Below are 18166 nucleotides of genomic sequence, written 5' to 3' on the forward strand. Positions count from 1 at the left end.
GTTATTTCTTACGCTGGCGCGTGACGAAGAAAGCGGCGGCCAGCAGGATGAAGCTGCCGACGACGAGCCGCTGCCAGGTGCTGGGAATGCCGACCATGACGAGCACGCTGTTGAGGACGACGATCAGGAGCACGCCGAGAAGGGTGCCGAGAACCGTGCCCGTGCCGCCGGTGATGCGTGCGCCGCCGAGCACGACGGCGGCGATCACGTTGATCTCGGTGCCGACGAGATCGAAGGGGTTAGCCTGGCGGTTGGCGCAGACATGGATGATGCCGGCAAGGCCCGCGAGCGCGCCCGCATAGCCGAACAGGAAGACGTGCACGGTGCGCAGGCTGTAGCCGAGGCGGCTTGCGATATCGGCATTACCGCCGACCGCGAAGATGGCACGCCCCATCAGGGTGCGGTTGAGGATCCACCACGTCACGCCCGCAGCAATCGGCAGGACGAGGAAATAGAACGGCAGGGTGATGAGCGCGCCGTTTGCGGACTCGAGCTGGACGAGCGGCATCCGGCCGAAGGCACCCATTTGCGGCGGCAGTGACATGATCCAGACCGTGCCGATGAACGAGAGCAGGAAGCCACGGAACAAATACTGCGTGCCGATCGTCACGATCAGCGACGGCACCTTGAGGTGATGGACGAGCAGACCGTTGATGATGCCGAGCCCCGCACCGCCGAGCGTCGCCATCAGGATGACGACGGCGATCGGCAGCCCGGGCAGGTAGTTCTGCACCAGCACGGTCATCGAATACATGGTGAACGCCGCGATCGCCGTGAAGGACACGTCGATGCCGCCTGCCGCCAGGATGATGAAGACGCCAAGCGCGAAAAGGCCCATGACCACGCTCGCACGGCCGATGTCGATGAGGGTCGATGGCTGCAGGAAGGCGGGGTTGACGATCGCAACGATTACGCAGATCGCAACCAGCAACGCGAAGGTGATGGTCTCCGGACGACGCCGCACAAGTTCGCCGAAGCTGAAGGAGCGCGACGGAGCGGCGCCATGAAGTTCATCGATCCCAGAAGCACTCATTGCACAGTCTCCGTCGTGGCCGTCAGCATCGCCTTATAAAGCTGGTCTTCGGTTGCCTGCTCCGCATCCATTTCGGCGACCACGCGGCCGTTGTTCATGACGAGGATCCGGTCCGCGTTCTGCAGCAGTTCGGGCAGGTCGTCGCTGACGATGACGAGACCCATGCCCGCTTCGGCAAGCGCCTGGATGACGCGGTAGATCGTGTCCTTGGACCCGACGTCGACGCCGACGGTCGGGCCGTGCAGCACGAGCAGTTTCGGCGCGATGCTCAGCCAGCGGCCGATCAGCACACGCTGCTGGTTGCCACCGGAGAGTGCGCCGACCGGCAGGTCGAGGTCCTTGGTGTTAAGACGCATCTCCTCGGAGAGGCGGGCAGCGATCTTGCGCCCCTCCTCCCGGTCGACGACGCCAAACGAGTTGGCGAGGCGCGATACAACTAGCGCGATCTCGTTTTCGAAGATCGACTTGTCGAGGAAGAGACCCTCGGCGAGCCGGTCCTCCGGCACGTAGCCGATGCCTTGGGCGATCGCCTCGGCGGGCGAGCGCACGGAAACGGTCTTGCCGTCGAGCGTCACCACGCCACTGGTCGCGGGGGCGACGCCGGTCAATGCCATGGCGAGTTCGTTGCGGCCCGAGTCTGCAAGCCCGGTGATGCCGAGAATTTCGCCCTTCTTCACCGAAAAGCTCATCTCCCGCACGCCATCGGCGACGAGGCGGTCGACCTTGAGAAGTTCGGCGTCGGACGGCTTGCCCGTGCGATAGCGCTGCGCGTCGATGGACCGGCCGGTCATCAATTCGGCCAGCTCTTTCTTGCTGTAGTTCTCGATCGGTCCCTGGGCGACGCACTGGCCGTCGCGGAAGACGACCGCATGGCCGCCGATGCGGTAGCATTCGTCCAGCTTGTGCGTGACGAAGAGAACGGCGACGTTTTCGGAGCGCAGGCGCTCGACGACGCGAATGAGATTGTCCACCTCGCGACGCGTCAGCGACGTGGTCGGCTCGTCCATGATGACGAGCTTGGCGCGGGTCGCGATCGCCCGCGCGATGGCGACGAGCTGGCGGGAGGCGAGCGGCAGGTCGGAAACGATCGTGTTGAGGAAGGCGCGGTCGGTCGGCAGGCCTGCAGCGGCAAGCGCCCTTTCAGCCGTTTCCTTCAGCCGCTTGCGATCGAAGAGACGCGCAAGGCGGCCATTGGCGTTCACCAACTGCTCGTTCAGGGCGACATTCTCGGCAACCGTGAGATTGGGAAGCAGCGACAGGTCCTGGTAGACGGTCTCGATGCCGGCGGCCAGCGACTGGATCGGCGTCAGCGACGAAAAAGTCTTGCCGCCGAGAACGATTTCTCCGGACGACGGCGCGTGCGCGCCCGACATGATCTTGATGACCGTGCTCTTGCCGCAGCCGTTCTCACCGAGCAGGTGATAGGCCTCGCCCGGCTGGAGCGTCAGGTCGATGCCCCGGAGAGCGTGAACGCCGCCGAACCATTTCTGGATGTTTCTGAGTTCAAGGAGCGCCGCCGAATGCTGCGCGCGATCTGCTTGTGCCGCCACGGAAATTGTCCTCATGCTGACCGGCGCGTCGACACGCCGGACGGTTCCGGCCGGAAGGCAAGCCTCCCGGCCGGCTGACGGTTCGTCGAATTAGAACATGTGTTCCTTGTAGGTCGCCTTGTCGGCGAGAACCATGCCATTGCCGAGGATCAGCAGGCCCTTGCCGGGGCCTGCTTGACCGAGACCTTGCTGTAGCCTTCGACGCCGAGGTCCATGCCGTCGGTGACTTCTTTCTTCTCCAGCAGCAGCTTGGCGACGGCGTTCATCGCCATGCCGGCCTTCTGCGGATCCCAGAAGCCGATCGCCGTGATGGCGCCGGATTCGAGAAGATCGGCGGACGGGTTCGGAAGGCCGGTGCCGACCAGGCATACCTTGCCGCTCAGGCCCGCTTCGTCGATCGCGCGACCAACGCCGAGAACGTCGTTGCCGGCGGAGGTCTGGAAGCCCTTCAGATCAGGGTGCTTGCGCAGGATTTCCTTGGCCTTTTCGTAGGTGCCGTTGGCATCGTCGAAGGATTCGTTGTTCGGATCGACGAGTTCCATGCCGGCATACTTCTTGGCGTTCTCCTCGCCTGCACCAACCCACTGCATGTGCGTACGGCTGCCGAGCGAGCCGACGAAGGTCGTCCACTTGCCTTCCTTGCCCATGCACTCGGCCAGGCGCTCGTTCAGCGCCGAACCGTAATCGGCGTTATCGAAGGCCTCGACGTCGGCGTGCGTGTTCGCCTGGTTGTCGGCTTCATGGGTTACGACGACGATGCCGCGATCCATGGCGCGCTGGAACGTGCCTTCGAGAACGGCCGGATCCATCGGCACGACGGCGAGCGCGTTAACGCCCTTGGCGACGAGGTCGTTGACAATCTGCAGCTGCTGGGCCGAATCCGCGGTCGCCGGGCCGCTCTGGCTGGCAACGACGTCCGGATTGGCTTCCTGGTAGGCGACGACGCCGGTGTTCATGCGGTCGAACCACGGAATGCCGCTGATCTTCACCACGGTGGCGATGACCGGCTTTTCCTGGGCAACCAGCGTGCCGATGGAACCGACGAGCGCGACGGCCGCAACCGTGGTTCCCGCCAGCAACTTCTTCGAAAACGACTTCATGTTTACCTCCACGAATCTTCCCTCTTATTTCACTTCGGCGTTTGAGGGACAGGCGCCGAAGGGGTTTGCGAGCGGCGACCCGGATTCAGGAAGCCAGCGATGTCGTAGCGGCCGACGGCCAGGAAGGTGAGCAACAGCAGCCCCCAGGCAAAGTCGCGTACGAAATTGGAAAGCCCGCCGAAATTGAGCAGGCTCGACATGAGCTGCAGCGCGATCGCGCTGAGCACGACGCAGATGACGCGCCCGTAGCCGCCCTCCGGCTTCACGCCGGCCATCACGGCGATGAGGATGGCGATAAGCAGGTAGGAGCTGCCATAGTCGAACTTCACGTTGACGTTGCGCGCCGCGATGATGACGCCGGCAAGCCCCGACAGCATGCCAGAAATCGCATAGGTGGCGACGATCACGCCGTTCTTCGGAAAGCCAGCATAGACCGCCGCCTTGGGATTGGTGCCCATCAGCATCAGCCACAGGCCGTAAGGCGTGAACTTCAAGAGGGCGGCGATCACGCCGGCGACGATCACGAAGAGCAGAAAGCTGATCGGCACCTCGGCTAGCATGTCGTTGCCGATGCTGGAGAGCAGCGCCGGGCTGCCGACCATCACCGCCTTGCCGCCGGAAACCACGACCGCAAGCCCCATGAAGGCCATCTGCGTGCCGAGCGTGCAGAGGATCGGCGTGATATTGAGCCGCGAAATTAGCAAGCCATTGATCACCCCGCCGGCAAGTCCGATCAGGAGCGCGCCGGCGATGAAAGCGAGGCTGAAGGCTGTTCCGCTATCCGTCGCCGACAGGAAGGATGACACGATGACGGCGGACAGAACGCCGGAGAGATTGGCAAGGGCAATGCCCGACAGATCGATGCCGCCATTGCCGGCGCACATGGCGAGCATGACGCCGATCGCCAGAAGGCCGATTTCCGGCACCTGGCTCGCCATGGACTGGAGATTGAAGATGGAAAGGAAGGAGCCGCCGGAAATCATCGCACCCGCGACCAGCAAAAGGCCGTTTATGACAGCCAGCATCGCCAGCTGCCCCCCGGTTTTTCGCATGATCTCCTCCCGACTGTTTACTAAATAAAGCTTCACTTCACTAAAACGCTAGCAAAGGAAATTTCCTCTGGCAAGCCTCGTTTTCGCACTGGACCGGTTGCGCAGAGCGACAAATTCGCCTAGGTCTCGCAAAAATTCATAAAATCGTTTAGTAAACTTATTCGCACCTGCAGCAAAAGTGGGACTGTCGCCTCCACATGAAAAAACCGGAAAAACTGACCATCAGGGACATCGCGTTCGCCGCCGGCGTGTCGCCGGCCACGGTTTCGCTCGTGTTGAATGGCAAGGGAGAAATTTCCGGCGTGACCCGGGCGCGGGTGCTGGAAGCGGTGGCAAGCCTGAACTATGTCCCGCGGACGACGCGGAGCACGCCCCCCGGCGAGACGCTGCGCTTCCTCAAGATTGCCAAGCACGGCCACACCGTCAATCGCGACCACAGCGTCTTTGTCTCCGACTACATCGACGGCATGTCCGCGGAGGCGACGCGGCGCAATTACACGCTCGAAGTGGTAAGCTTCGAGGGGCAGCCGATCAGCGCTGTCGCAGAATCGCTTGCCGGCGCCCCGATTTCCGGAGTGATCGCGCTCGGCACCGAGCTGACGGAAGCCGATATCCGGTTGATCCAGGGCCTCGGCCTGCCGACCGTGTTCATCGATACGTTCTACGACGTCCTCGACGCCAATTTCGTCGACATGAACAACGAGGATGCCGTCTACAAGGTGTTGTCGCGCTTTCAGAAGCAGGGCTTCCAGCGCATCGGTTTCGTGGCCTCCCATGTCGACACGACCAACTTCCGCCTGCGCCGCGACGCTTTCTTCAAGAACATGGAGCGCTTGGGCCTGCAGGTGAATGCGGCCGATGTGCTGTCGGTGGAATCGACCTATGATGGCGCCTATCTCGACACGCGCGCTCTGCTGTCCACCGGTCTCGACCTCGCGGAATGCTATTTCTGCACGAATGACGTCATCGCCTACGGCTTCATCCGGGCGCTTCGGGAGCACGGCGTCTCGATTCCGGACGACGTCTCGATCATCGGCTTCGACAACTTGCCGCAGAGCGCCACCATGGAGCCGGGCCTGACGACGATCGACGTGTCCAAGCGCAAGATCGGTTATCTCGCCGTAACGGTTCTCGACGACCTGATTACCGCCAGCGAACCGCAGCCGCCCGTCAAGATCCTGGTCGGCGCCGACCTGATCCTGCGGACGAGCCACGAACGCGTCGCCGCTGGCCCGACACGGGAAAGGTCCGCGAAGAGCTTGCCGCATCCCGCGGAATAGCAACGGGCGGCAAGCGTTGCCGTTGCCCCCGCCGAAGATTGGGGCTCGCCGGATGTGAGCCAACTGATGATCGCCGACTCGGTCGGCGTTTCCCGGAGGAGCATGCATATGGAATACAGGACACTCGGCCGCTCGGGCCTCAAGGTTTCGGCCATCGCCATGGGTACGTTCTCGTTCGGTGGTGTCGGCGCCTTCGGGCGGGTGGCGAACCAGGGCGTCGAGGACGCACGTCGCCTGATCGATTGCTGCCTCGATGGCGGCGTCAACCTCTTCGACACCGCGAACATGTACTCGCTCGGCCGCTCGGAGGAGATCCTCGGCGAGGCGCTCGGCGACAAGCGCAACCAGGTGCTCATCTCTTCGAAGGCGCGCATGCGCATCGGCGACGGCCCGAACGACGAGGGCGTGTCGCGCTATCACCTCATTCGCGAATGCGAGCTCAGCCTGAAACGGCTGCGCAGGGATCACATCGACATTTACTTCATGCACGAATGGGACGGTGTAACGCCGGTCGAGGAAATGCTGGCGGCTCTCGACACGCTGCGGCAGCAAGGAAAAATCCGCTATTTCGGCTGCTCGAACTATTCCGGCTGGCACATCATGAAGGCGCTGGGGGTAGCCGAGGCAAAGAACCTTCCCCGCTTCGTCACGCAGCAGATCCACTACACGCTGGAGGCACGCGAGGCCGAGTACGAACTCCTGCCGATCTCCGTCGATCAGGGCCTCGGCGTGATGGTGTGGAGTCCGCTGTCGGCTGGCCTACTTTCCGGCGCATTCGGTCGCGGCAAGACGCCGGCCGACTCGCGTCAGGCAGCCGGCTGGAGCGAGCCGCCGATCCGCGACGAGGAACGGCTGTGGACGATCGTCGATGCCCTCGAGGCCATAGCCAGGGTGCGCGACGTCAGCGTCGCGCAGGTGTCGCTCGCCTGGACGCTTTCCCGCCCGGCCGTCGCAAGCCTGGTCGTCGGCGGCCTCAGCGAAAGACAGTTCCGCGACAACATCGCCGCCGTCGACTTGAAACTGACCGAAGATGAACTGGACACGCTGAACAAGGTCAGCCGCCCAGCCTATATCTATCCCTATTGGCACCAGCACAATTTCGCCAAAGACCGCTTCAGCGATGCCGACTGGGCTCTGCACGACAGCTATACGGATCTTGGAATGATCTGAGAACGTCTTTTCGAGACCAGACGTTATCCTCGGCTTTCACAGAACATTCCTGCACCTGAGTCCGCGGATGTCGCCGCGGACGACAGGAATTTCTTCGCACCGACTGCTGTTCGTTTCGCTAATGCAGAATCGATTTTGTATACACAGCGAAACGCAAATGTTGACAACTGTGTATTTTAGTATCTCCTTAATCTATCCGCATCGCCAGAAGCGCGCCGGATGGAACAGATGGAGAGTGACATGTTCAACAGACGCTCGACATTGAAATCACTGGCGCTCGGCGCCGTCTCATTACTTGCAATCGCAGTCGCAGGCACCTTCTCCGCCCAGGCCGAGAACAAGGAACTCAAGATCGGTTTCGTCGGCGTGACCAGTGGTCCAGCCGCCGCCTGGGGCACGTCCAACGTCCGGTCGATGCAGACCCGTGCCGACTGGCTCAACGAGACGGGCGGCGTAAAGATCGGCGATGACACCTACAACATCACCATCGTCACCTTCGACGACCAGCGGGACCCCAAGCGCGCCATCGCCGGCATGGAGAAGATGGCCCAGGAAGGCATCCACTATGTCGTCGGGCCCAATGTCGATGACGGCGCGGCCGCCGTGCGCCCGGTCGCCGAATCCAAGGGGATCATCTATTTCCCCTACGCCTTCCCAAAAGCGCTGTATACGGCCCCGGCCTCCAACGCCGTGCTCGGCATGATCGCCAACTATCAGTCGGGACCGGCCATCTATAAATACCTCAAGGACAACAAGGGCGTGAAGAAGGTGGCCTTCATCGCGGCCAACGAGTCCGACCCGCTGAGCCAGCGCGACAGCGGCGTGGCCGCTGCAAAGGAACTCGGCCTCGAGGTCGTCGCCGAGAAGGATGTCTACCAGAGCGACACCCGCGACTTTACGCCGGTGCTGACGCCCATCGTCCAGTTGAAGCCGGACCTGCTGGTGCTGTCGGGCGTCGCCCCTGCCAATGCGCCGCTCCTGATCCGCGCCGCGCGCGAACTCGGCTATGAGGGCCTGATTTCGGCGGAGACCGCGCAGGATGCGACCGTCTTGCAGGAGGGGGCCGGCGAGCTTGCCAACGGCTTCATTTCGGTCGGTGGTGCCTCGACACCGGAGATCCGCACACCGTTGATGGAGGAATTCATCGACCGCTACACCAAGAAGTTCGGAGAATACAACGACGAGTCCAACACCAAGGTCTATGCGCTCGAGTACATCATCGAAACGCTCAAGGCGAACCCCAAGGCGATCGACAATGTGGACGAGTTCCGGAAGACCATGGACAGCTTCACGGCGCCCAACCCCTACGCCAAGGACAGCACGCTGAAATATGTCGGCACGACCTCGTTTGGCCAAAAACGACAGCTTTTCGTGCCGATGGTGGTGACCGAGTTCAAGGACGGCGCTTTCCAGACGCTGTTCGTCGGCGAAGTGGACTGACTTTCTCCGCCTGACGGGAATGGGGCGCGGGCAATGCGGTGGCACGCTTTGGCCGCGCCCTGAAGTCAACCGAGGTTCGGGCAGCCGGACCTCCACCGACTGGATGCGCCCATGGAGCAGGTGATTGCCAATGGACTTTACCTCGGCGCCCAGTACGCGCTGATTGCACTCGGACTGACGCTGATCTTCGCGCTGATGAACGTGCTCAACTTCGCGCACGGCCAGATGTATGTGCTGGGCGGCTTCGTCACCTATACGGTCTACGGCCAGCTCAAGCTGCCGTTCGTCGTCGCCCTGATCTGCTCGGGTCTGACGCTCGCCATTATCGGCGCCTTGATGGAAAAATTTCTCTTCCGGCCGGTTGTCCGCCGCAGCAAGCGCGAGGAAAGCACCATGCTGCTCGCGGCCGCGACGGCATTCTTCCTCGATGCGGTGATGCTGCTTCTGTTCGGCGAGAAGCAGCGCGGCGTTCCGAAGATCGTCAGCGGCGTGTTTGTCTCCGAAAGAGTGATCCTGCCCTATGACCGCATCGTCGTCGGCGTGGTCGCCATCCTGATGATCGCCGCCTTCATGCTCTTCATGCAGTACAGCAAGCCGGGCCGCGCGATGCGGGCCCTGGCGCAGGATCGCGTTGCCGCCCAACTGATGGGCGTCAAGGTCGAGCGCTACTCGATGATCGGCTTCGCGCTCGGCGCCATGCTTGCCGGCGTCGTCGGCGGATTGCTGGTCAGCATCACCGGCGTCAATTCCGGCATCGGCGGCCCGATTTCCATCAAGGCCTTCCTGATGGTGATGATCGGCGGCGCCGGCGTGGTCGGCGGTGCGATCGCCGGCGGCTTCATCCTGGGCATGATGGAGTCGATCGGGCTGGCGACCCTGCGCGAATATGGCGACGTCACCTACCTCGTCATCTTCGCGCTTCTGATGATCTTCCTGAGCATCCGCCCCAACGGGCTGATGGGCAAACCGTGGGGCTGATGCGATGAAAACGTCACGGTCCGGCACGCTCAGGATCATCGCCAGCGTTCTTTTCCTGCTCGTCCTGCTGATCGCAGTGCCGTTGCTGATCGAGGCCACCGGGCGAAGCGACCTCTACTACACGCTGACCTCGGTGGCGCTGCTCAGCATCATCAGCGCCGGCGTATGGATCACCTTCTACATCGGCCGGATCAACATCGGTCAGGGCGCCTATGCACTGATGGGCGGCTATGTCTCGGCCATACTGGTCATGAACCATGGCATGTCCTTCTGGCTGACCCTGCCGTTGGCCGGCCTCTTCTGTGCCGCCGCAAGCGTGCTCATCGGGCTGCCGATCCTGCGCCTGCGCGGCGTCTATTTCGCCATGGTCACCTTGGTCCTGACCGAAGTCGCCCGGCTGCTCGCCCTCGCGCTGCCGATCACCAACGGCGCCAGCGGCATCGTCAGCATTCCGCTGCCGTCCGGCATCCGCCTGTTCGGCGTGACGCTCGTGCCGGATTTCGCCACGCTGGCGAACCCGCGCCTCGCCTTCTACATCGCCGCCGTCCTGCTCATGGCGCTGTGCTTCCTCGGCCTCTATCGGCTGACCCATTCCCGGATCGGCCAGCTTTGCCAGTCGCTGCAACAGAACGAGGAACTCGCCTCATCGATCGGCGTCAACATCGCCTACCTCCGCGTCATTGCCTATGCGATCTCGTCCTTCCTCGGCGGCGTCGGCGGCGCGATGTTCGCCGCGATATCGCAGTCGATCTACCCCTCGAGCTTCACCGTCGCCGATTCCGTCAATTTCATGCTCAACTGCTTCCTCGGCGGCCTTGGTTACGTGCTCGGCCCGATGCTCGGCACCTTTGTCCTCTACTTCGGCTGGGACATGCTGTTCCAGACGGGCGAATTCCAGCTTCTGATCTTTTCGACCGTGCTGATCGCGCTCATGCTGGTGCTGCCCAACGGCCTCCTGAGCCTCGCCCTGCCCCGCAAGAGGAGCGTCCAGTGATGCCAGTCATTCTGGAAATCGTCGGGCTCACCAAACGCTTCGGAGGCCTCATCGCCGTCAACGACGTGTCCTTTGCCGTGCGCGATCGTGAGATTCTGTCCGTGATCGGCCCGAACGGCGCCGGCAAGTCGACATTGTTCAAGCTGATCTCCTCCTTCCTTTGGCCGACCAGCGGCGAAGTACGCCTCGAAGGCGAGCGCATCTCCGGCCTCGCGCCGCACATCGCCGCCCGCAGAGGCGTGGTGCGGACCTTCCAGGAAACGACGATCTTCAAGGACATGACCGTTCGCGACAATGTCGTGACGGCCCACCATTTGCGCTCTCGCGCCAGCCTGGCCGGCTTTTACTTCGGCAGCGCGGCGGCCCGGAGCGATCTCGAGGCGTTCGGAGCCTCGGCGGACGAGATCCTGGCCTTTCTCGGCCTGGCGGCGATGAGCGGCGAGATCGCCAGCACCCTGCCGCACGGTCATCTGCGCGCGCTCGGCATTGCGATCGCGCTTGCTACAGATCCCTCCGTCATCCTCCTCGACGAGCCCTTCGCCGGCATGAACCACGACGAAACCCGGCGCGCCGTCGAGATCGTCCGCAAACTGCGCGAACGCGGCATCACGGTGCTGCTGGTCGAACACGACATGCCGGCGGTCATGAACATTTCCGACCGGATCGTCGTGCTCAATTTCGGTCAGATGATCGCCGAGGGCACGCCGGCGCAGATCCAGCAAGATCCGAAGGTCATCGAGGCCTATCTCGGTGCCGAAGACGAATCGATCGGATTGTAGGCCATGGAACCATTGCTGAAATTCGATGATGTCGAGCTCTACTACGATCACGTCTACGCCCTCAAAGGCGTATCGCTTGAGGTGCGCGAGGGCGAAACCGTCGCCCTCATCGGCGCCAATGGCGCCGGCAAAACGTCGATCCTGCGCGCCGTCACCGGCCTCAGGAAGATCCGCTCCGGCCAGATCCATTATCGGGGGGACCGCATCGATGGCGTCGCTCCGGACGAAATCGTCCGCATGGGCATCTCGATGGTGCCGGAGGGGCGTCGCGTCTTCCCCTTCATGACCGTGCGCGACAACCTGCTGATGGGCGCCTTCAGCCGCACGGACAGGAGCGAAATCCGGCAGAGCGTCGAGATGGTGCTGACGCGCTTTCCGCGTCTCAAGGAGCGCTATTCACAGCAGGCGGGAACCATGAGCGGCGGCGAACAGCAGATGCTCGTCATCGGCCGGGCATTGATGGCGCGGCCGCGCCTTCTGCTACTCGATGAACCATCGCTCGGGATCGCGCCGAAGCTGGTGCAGGACATCGCGCGCTCCATCGTCGCGATCAGTCGGGACGAAAAGGTGAGCGTCCTCCTTGTCGAGCAGAATTCACGCATGGCGCTTAGAATCTCCCAACGCGCCTATGCGTTGACGACCGGCAAGGTCGCGCTCAGCGGCAATTCCTCTGAACTTTTGACCGACGAACGCGTCAGGCATCTTTATCTCGGTGGTGAATATTAGGCGGATCAACGTGCGTATACTCGTCATCAACCCGAACACGACAACTTCGATGACCGACAAGATCGGCAGGGCGGCACAGGCGGCAGCATCGCCGGCGACGCAGATCGTTGCCGTCAATCCCAAGGATGGCCCTCCCAGCATCGAAGGCTATTTCGACGAGGCCTTCGTCGTTCCTGGCATCATCGCCGAGATGGCGAAGGCCGGCGCGGTGGACGCCTATGTCATCGCCTGTTTCGACGACACCGGCCTCGACGCGGCCCGTTGCGCCGCCGAGGCTCCGGTGATCGGCATCGGAGAGGCGGCCTTTCACCTCGCCACGCTGATCGCCGGCAAATTCAGCGTCGTCACGACGCTGGCGCGATCGGTTCCGGCCATCGAGCACAATCTGTCGAGATACGGCCTCGCCACCCGTTGCGCCCGGGTCCGCGCTTCCGATGTCGCAGTTCTCGACCTCGAACAGCCGGGCTCCGACGCACGCCAGAAGGTCTCCGCCGAGATCGCTCGCGCGGTCCGCGAAGACGGGGCCGAGGCGATCGTGCTCGGTTGCGCCGGCATGGCCGATCTTGCGCACGAATTCTCGCTCGAGCATGGGGTGCCGGTGCTCGACGGCGTTGCCTGCGCGGTAAAACTCGCGGAAGCGACCGCGGCGCTGGGACTCAGGACCTCAAAGGTGGGCGGCTATGCCGCCCCACGGGCAAAGCGGTTTGCCGGCCATTATGCGCCCTGGTCCCCAGGAGCAGGTTGAAGAAGAGCGAGAACGCCCGCACCGGACGTCGGCACGGTGACGCCTGGGACACGATCGAGGCGCGTGGCGGAGCCAATCGTCCGCTTGGCTCCATGAGGATGGCGCAGACAAGGCATGGACAGCGGCAGCTCGCCGGAAGCGACAAAAATGGTGACGACACTCAGGCCTGACAACGATCGCGAGAACCCGGGGGCGCGCTGGTCACCGATCTATCACGGCCTGCGCGATGCCATTGTCAGCCACCGCCTCGCTCCGGGCACGAAGCTGCCCGAGGACGAACTCGCCGCGATCTATTCGGTCAGTCGAACGGTTATCCGTAGCGCTCTGCAGGCGCTCTCGCACGATTGGCTTGTCCGGCTGGAGCCGAACCGCGGCGCCTTCGTCGCCCAGCCGTCGCCCAAGGAGGCGCGCGAGGTCTTTGACGCCCGCGCACTGATAGAACCGAAGGTGGCCGCGCTGGCTGCCGGCGTCGCCAGACACGAGGATGTGCGTCTGTTGCGCAGCCACCTGGAAAAGGAAGAAGAGGCGCTGCATGCCGGACGGGACAGCGACGCCATCATGCTGTCCGCCAAGTTCCACGTGGCGATCGCCGAGATCGCCGATCAGGCGGTCCTGACCGGCTTCGTCCGGGACCTGGTCTCCCACTCCTCACTGATCATCGCGCTTTACTGGCGGCGGCGCGACACCACCTGCGAAAGCCACGCCCATCATGCGCTCGTCGACGCCATCGAGGCCGGCGAAGCGGAGACGGCGGCGCGGTTGATGGAGGAGCACCTGCTCGACCTGCTCTCCGGCCTCGACCTCGACCGCGTCGATCGGAAGCCGGGAAAGCTCGCCGAAATCCTGCGCTGACCTCGTCGGCATCAGCCGGCGGGGTGTTCCCCACGGTCCGCCGAATGGCCTCTGGTGATAATCGCTCTCATGATCTGACACCAGTCGGAGGCATGCTCGTTGATCTCCTTCGCTCTTAGCCTCGGCCAGCCACCGAGGCTTCTCTTTGCGAGCTTGCGGTGGACTTGTAACGGTGCAAATCGGCTGGTCGGATGTTTGTCGGTCATGCTCCTGCACCGCTGGCTGGGCAGCGCTTCGGATGCGCCGCCCGCAGAACCTGGCTCCCAGCTCAGAATTCTGGGCGCCGTACAGCTTCATCCGATCGTCGCGAGACAGAACCGCGCGCATCGTTCGAACACACGAAGACAGCACTCGCTCAGTTCCATATCCTTCGAGATATAATGCTTGGAAAGTGAAGCTACTGCATGTTTCCTCAAATCGTAGCCGATTTGAGGAAACATGCAGCAATTCAAAGCGCTACAGCGACCTTTGCGCGTCTTGTAAGACGCGCAGCGCTGTAGAGGTCCAACTGGAAAAGAGTCATGGAAACTGAAGCCGCATAAGTAAAGCTGCCGCTGTGTTTTCAAAGTGCCGGCACCACCCTGGCGCTAATTGGTACGGCTCTTGGGAACAGGGAGGATGAGATGAAGGCTGTCATTCAATGCGGGGGGAAAGGTACGAGATTGCGGCCCTTCACGTCGGTCCTTCCAAAGCCTCTTATGCCGATCGGGTCGAGACCGGTCCTGGAACTTCTTTTGAAGTGGCTCAGGCGGAACGGGGTGCAGGATGTCTACATTACCACCGGCTACCTCGGACATCTCCTCCGCAGCTTCTGCGGTGACGGCACCCAATGGAACATGAGGATCCTGTACACGCAGGAAATTGAGCCGCTGGGAACGATTGGCCCGCTTTCCCTTCTCCGGGACGATCTCACCGAGCCATTTCTAGTGCTGAACGGCGACATATTGACCGACTTGAGCCTGAACCAGTTCGTTGGCTTTCATCACAAGCACTGCGGACCACTGACCATCGCGACCACCGTTCGTTCACACAAGATGGATTTCGGCGTTATCGATGAGCAGGAGGGATCCGTGAAGAGATTCCGCGAAAAGCCGACGCTGGCGCACCTCGTCAGCATGGGCCTCTATTGCATGAATCCTACCGTTTTCGAGTTCATCCCGACCGGCGTTCCATTCGGTTTTGATGATTTAATCCTACAGATGCTTGAGAGCGGCGAGGACGTGCATGTCTTTCGGCACGAGGGCCTCTGGCTGGATATCGGGCGCGTCGAGGATTTCCAGAACGCTCAGGACATCGCCTGGGATGAACAGTCGGCCTCGATCGAAGCGGTATCCGCGGCCTGACCGCGTACCGGCGTGCCAGCCGGATCTGCGGGAATACCCTCCCGTCTTCACAGAGCCAAAGGAAGTGTCTCCATGCTGCTGGTCTCTGCGCCCATTGTAGGAGCTGAGGAAAAGGCTGTCCTTTCCGAGGTCATTGACAGCGAATGGCTGACGATGGGAGATCGCGTGCGCGCCTTTGAGGAGGCGTTTGCCACGATGCATGGAGCTGAGGACGCCGTCGCCGTTAGCTCCTGCACGGCGGCACTGCACCTGATCTTGCAGGCACTTGGGGTGACGTGCGGGGATGAGGTACTCGTGCCGAGCCTCACCTTCGTCGCCACTGCCAATGCCGTTCGCTATGTTGGTGCCGACCCCGTCTTTGTCGATATCGAGTCGATGGATGTGCCACTCATCTCCTTGGCCGAGGCAGAGGCGCGGTGCACCCCGCGGACGAAAGCCGTCATCCTGGTGCATTTCGCCGGATATCTACCCGACCGCGAGGCATGGCGTGCATTCGCTCGGCGCAGAGGGCTGTTGCTCATCGAGGACGCAGCGCATGCGCCCGGGCTGAAGGAAGCCGGCACGTTCGGCGATGCAGCTGCATTCAGCTTCTATGGCAACAAGAACATGACGACGGCCGAAGGCGGTGCCGTCCTGGCCCGGGATGGTGCTGTGCGCGAGGCAATCCGGCAGGCGCGCGCTCATGGAATGACCAGCACCACCCATCAGCGGCTGAATAGCCGGACGCCGCATTACGACGTCACCATGCTGGGCTTCAACTATCGCATGGATGAGTTACGCGCCGCCATCGGCCTGGTGCAACTGAAGCGACTCCAGAACTGGAACGGCATCAGGCTGGGATTGACCTTGATCTATCGCCGCCTGATGGCGCTGGACTGCCCTTCGGTCCAAATCCCGTTCTCCGGAAGCAGTCTGTCCGCGTGTCATATCATGCCGGTTCTGCTGCCGTCCTTCGTGAACCGGCAGGACGTGATCGATCACCTTCGCGCCGCTGGGATTCAGACCACCATCCATTACCCCCCAGTGCACCTCCTGTCGCTCTACCGGCAGCTCTACCCGAACCTTCACCTGCCGCGAACCGAAGCCTTCGCCGAACGCGAGTTGACGCTCCCTCTGCATCCTCGGATCAGCACATCCATGCTGGAGATGATCGTCGCACGTCTCGCAGAGGTGGTTCACAGCAGGGCCAATACGGGAGCCGTGGCATGATAATGCAGCCAGTCGCGTTGCAGAGGCCGCAAGCACCAGCCGCCAGCCTGCTCGTACAGCGGACGCTCGACATCCTCATCGCGGGAGTCGCCATGGTGCTCCTGGCACCTCTGTTGGTTCTGGTCGCGGCCGCGCTCCTGCTGGAAGGCGGGCCACCGATCCTCTTCGCCCAGATACGAGTCGGCGTCGGGGGGCAACCATTCCGGATGTACAAGTTCCGCAAGTTCCGCCCAGACTGCGGTACGGATGGCTGCCCGCTCACGTTGGACGGTGACTGTCGCCTCACGAGAATTGGACAGTTCCTCGCCAGGACAAAAATCGACGAACTGCCGCAATTGTGGAACGTGCTACGCGGCGAGATGTCCATCGTTGGGCCGCGCCCGGAGAGCTTGGACTTCGTTAATTGCTTTTGCGAAGAGTTCGAGGAAGTCCTGCGGTACAGGCCGGGGCTGATCGGCCCGAGCCAGGTAGCATTCCGCAACGAACGGCAGTTCTATCCGCGAGACAAGGATCCGACGCAGTTTTATCGCGACGTCCTGTTTCCGGCCAAGGCAAGGCTCGACCTTGCCTATTTCTCACACCGCACCGTCGCTTCCGACATTGCTTGGATGATCCGGGGGGCGTTGGCCGTCCTCGGCTGGGTCCCGCCGATTGGCACCGCTCTGGCAGAGCGCGAGCATCGCTAGCCCGATTGGGACCGTCGCACGTGATGCGAAACGCCGCAGGGGAGTAGTTGAATGCGATATGACAAGACCAGAGTGCTCGTAACCGGAGCGGATGGGTTCATTGGGTCGCATCTGACCGAAGAGCTCGTCCGGCACGGGAGCGAGGTTACGGCCCTTGCCCTTTACAACTCCTTCGACAGTTATGGCTGGCTCGACGACCTGCCCGAAACCATAAAGGAGAAGGTCAATCTCGTTCGCGGCGACGTGCGCGATACCAACTTCATTAGCAGCATCGTGCGGGATCATCAGTTGGTATTTCATCTCGCTGCTCTCATCGCAGTTCCATATTCCTATGCAGCTGCCCAATCTTATGTAGAGACAAATATCCTCGGCACGCTCAACATCCTTGAGGCCGCCCGGCAGTCGGGAACGGAGCGCGTGGTCGTGACCTCTACCAGCGAGGTCTATGGAACGGCGATCACGATGCCGATCGGTGAATCGCATCCTCTGAAGGCACAATCTCCCTATTCGGCATCGAAAATCGGTGCGGATGCGATGGCGGAAGCATTCGCCCGTTCGTTCGGGCTTCCCGTTGTTATCCTGCGACCGTTCAATACGTTCGGGCCTCGTCAGAGCGAGCGGGCCATCATTCCAACAATTGTCCGGCAGGCGCTCGACCCATCCTGCTCGGCCATATTCGTGGGCGATACGACACCGATCCGCGACCTCACCTTTGTAGGAGATACGGTTGCTGCGTTTCTTGCGGCAGGAAGCGCAGTCGGGATCGAATTCGGCAGCCCCTACAATGCCGGCAGCCAGCGGGCGACAAACGTAGCCGACATTATCGAACTGGTCCTCGATATGACGAAGTACAACAAGCCCATCCGTAGGGATGAAAGCCGCCTACGGCCGGTAAATTCCGAAGTTCGAGCTTTGCTGGCCGACTCCTCTCGTTTCGAGCGCGAAACTGGATGGCAACCCGTCACCTCTCTTCGAGAAGGTCTCGATCAGACCATCTCATGGTGGCGCCACCGCCTTGAGCAAGGTCGGGTGCGGCAGGAGAAGGGATATATCACGTGACCGCGCCGCGGCAGGTTCACGACGACCCTGTTCCCGGCGGCCACGCTTGTCCGGTCGGCCGATGCTCGGCCTGCAAGCGGCGGCCGCCGTGCCGCTGCGGGAAGCTCTCGCGTCGTTGGCACTTGACGGCACGTCGCGTCGCCTGAGCCTCCTCGGCGCTCCGCGGAATA

The 18166-nt window shown here is 62.3% G+C and carries 16 protein-coding genes and 1 pseudogene; 13 read left to right on the forward strand and 4 right to left on the reverse strand.

Annotated elements, in window-relative coordinates:
- Nucleotide 1: 1 nt before the first annotated feature.
- From AC1DDS_RS03830 to AC1DDS_RS03845, 4 genes and pseudogenes are all read right to left on the reverse strand, one after another.
- Nucleotides 2-1033, reverse strand: a complete 1032-nt coding sequence (locus AC1DDS_RS03830) for an ABC transporter permease (protein WP_477477651.1) — start codon at nt 1031-1033, stop codon at nt 2-4.
- A complete protein-coding gene (locus tag AC1DDS_RS03835; RefSeq protein ID WP_477477652.1) occupies nt 1030-2598 on the reverse strand; it encodes a sugar ABC transporter ATP-binding protein in 1569 nt (522 codons plus the stop codon). Before AC1DDS_RS03835 ends, AC1DDS_RS03830 begins: the two co-directional genes overlap by 4 nt.
- A gap of 75 nt (nt 2599-2673) precedes the next feature.
- Nucleotides 2674-3683 (reverse strand): annotated as a pseudogene (locus AC1DDS_RS03840) (substrate-binding domain-containing protein).
- 29 nt (nt 3684-3712) lie between these two features.
- Nucleotides 3713-4735 carry an ABC transporter permease gene (locus AC1DDS_RS03845; protein ID WP_477477653.1) on the reverse strand — a complete coding sequence of 341 codons (1023 nt, stop codon included), beginning with the start codon at nt 4733-4735 and terminating at the stop codon, nt 3713-3715.
- Nucleotides 4736-4932: 197 nt separating this feature from the next.
- On the opposite strand from AC1DDS_RS03845, the gene AC1DDS_RS03850 reads away from it, so the two are divergent.
- The 13 genes from AC1DDS_RS03850 (at nt 4933) to AC1DDS_RS03910 (ending at nt 17996) form a co-directional block, all read left to right on the forward strand.
- On the forward strand, nt 4933-6015 hold the full coding sequence (locus AC1DDS_RS03850) for a LacI family DNA-binding transcriptional regulator (RefSeq protein WP_477477654.1): 1083 nt from the start codon (nt 4933-4935) through the stop codon (nt 6013-6015).
- A 108-nt stretch (nt 6016-6123) separates the two neighbouring features.
- Nucleotides 6124-7185, forward strand: a complete 1062-nt coding sequence (locus tag AC1DDS_RS03855; protein ID WP_477477655.1) for an aldo/keto reductase — start codon at nt 6124-6126, stop codon at nt 7183-7185.
- A 240-nt stretch (nt 7186-7425) separates the two neighbouring features.
- Nucleotides 7426-8625, forward strand: coding sequence for an ABC transporter substrate-binding protein (locus tag AC1DDS_RS03860; protein ID WP_477477656.1), 1200 nt, complete (start codon nt 7426-7428; stop codon nt 8623-8625).
- Between the two features lie 111 nt (nt 8626-8736).
- A complete protein-coding gene (locus tag AC1DDS_RS03865; protein ID WP_477477657.1) occupies nt 8737-9603 on the forward strand; it encodes a branched-chain amino acid ABC transporter permease in 867 nt (288 codons plus the stop codon).
- A gap of 4 nt (nt 9604-9607) precedes the next feature.
- Nucleotides 9608-10597: a branched-chain amino acid ABC transporter permease gene (locus AC1DDS_RS03870; protein WP_477477658.1), complete on the forward strand. Its 990-nt coding sequence runs from the start codon at nt 9608-9610 to the stop codon at nt 10595-10597.
- Nucleotides 10597-11376 carry an ABC transporter ATP-binding protein gene (locus AC1DDS_RS03875; protein ID WP_477477659.1) on the forward strand — a complete coding sequence of 260 codons (780 nt, stop codon included), beginning with the start codon at nt 10597-10599 and terminating at the stop codon, nt 11374-11376. The genes AC1DDS_RS03870 and AC1DDS_RS03875 overlap by 1 nt, the downstream gene beginning before the upstream one ends.
- 3 nt (nt 11377-11379) lie before the next feature.
- Complete coding sequence (locus AC1DDS_RS03880; RefSeq protein ID WP_477477660.1) at nt 11380-12102, forward strand: ABC transporter ATP-binding protein; 723 nt, start codon at nt 11380-11382, stop codon at nt 12100-12102.
- A gap of 10 nt (nt 12103-12112) precedes the next feature.
- Nucleotides 12113-12847: an aspartate/glutamate racemase family protein gene (locus AC1DDS_RS03885; protein WP_477477661.1), complete on the forward strand. Its 735-nt coding sequence runs from the start codon at nt 12113-12115 to the stop codon at nt 12845-12847.
- 147 nt (nt 12848-12994) lie between these two features.
- Nucleotides 12995-13699, forward strand: a complete 705-nt coding sequence (locus AC1DDS_RS03890) for a GntR family transcriptional regulator (protein ID WP_477477760.1) — start codon at nt 12995-12997, stop codon at nt 13697-13699.
- Nucleotides 13700-14322: 623 nt separating this feature from the next.
- Nucleotides 14323-15042: a nucleotidyltransferase family protein gene (locus AC1DDS_RS03895; protein WP_477477662.1), complete on the forward strand. Its 720-nt coding sequence runs from the start codon at nt 14323-14325 to the stop codon at nt 15040-15042.
- Between the two features lie 72 nt (nt 15043-15114).
- Nucleotides 15115-16251: a DegT/DnrJ/EryC1/StrS family aminotransferase gene (locus AC1DDS_RS03900; protein WP_477477663.1), complete on the forward strand. Its 1137-nt coding sequence runs from the start codon at nt 15115-15117 to the stop codon at nt 16249-16251.
- The gene (locus AC1DDS_RS03905) at nt 16248-16937 is read left to right on the forward strand and encodes a sugar transferase (protein ID WP_477477664.1); all 690 of its coding nucleotides are present in this window, start codon (nt 16248-16250) and stop codon (nt 16935-16937) included. Before AC1DDS_RS03900 ends, AC1DDS_RS03905 begins: the two co-directional genes overlap by 4 nt.
- Before the next feature lie 51 nt (nt 16938-16988).
- Nucleotides 16989-17996, forward strand: coding sequence for an SDR family NAD(P)-dependent oxidoreductase (locus tag AC1DDS_RS03910; protein ID WP_477477665.1), 1008 nt, complete (start codon nt 16989-16991; stop codon nt 17994-17996).
- Nucleotides 17997-18166 lie beyond the last annotated feature (170 nt).

The organism is Mycoplana sp. 10N416 (assembly GCF_056394765.1).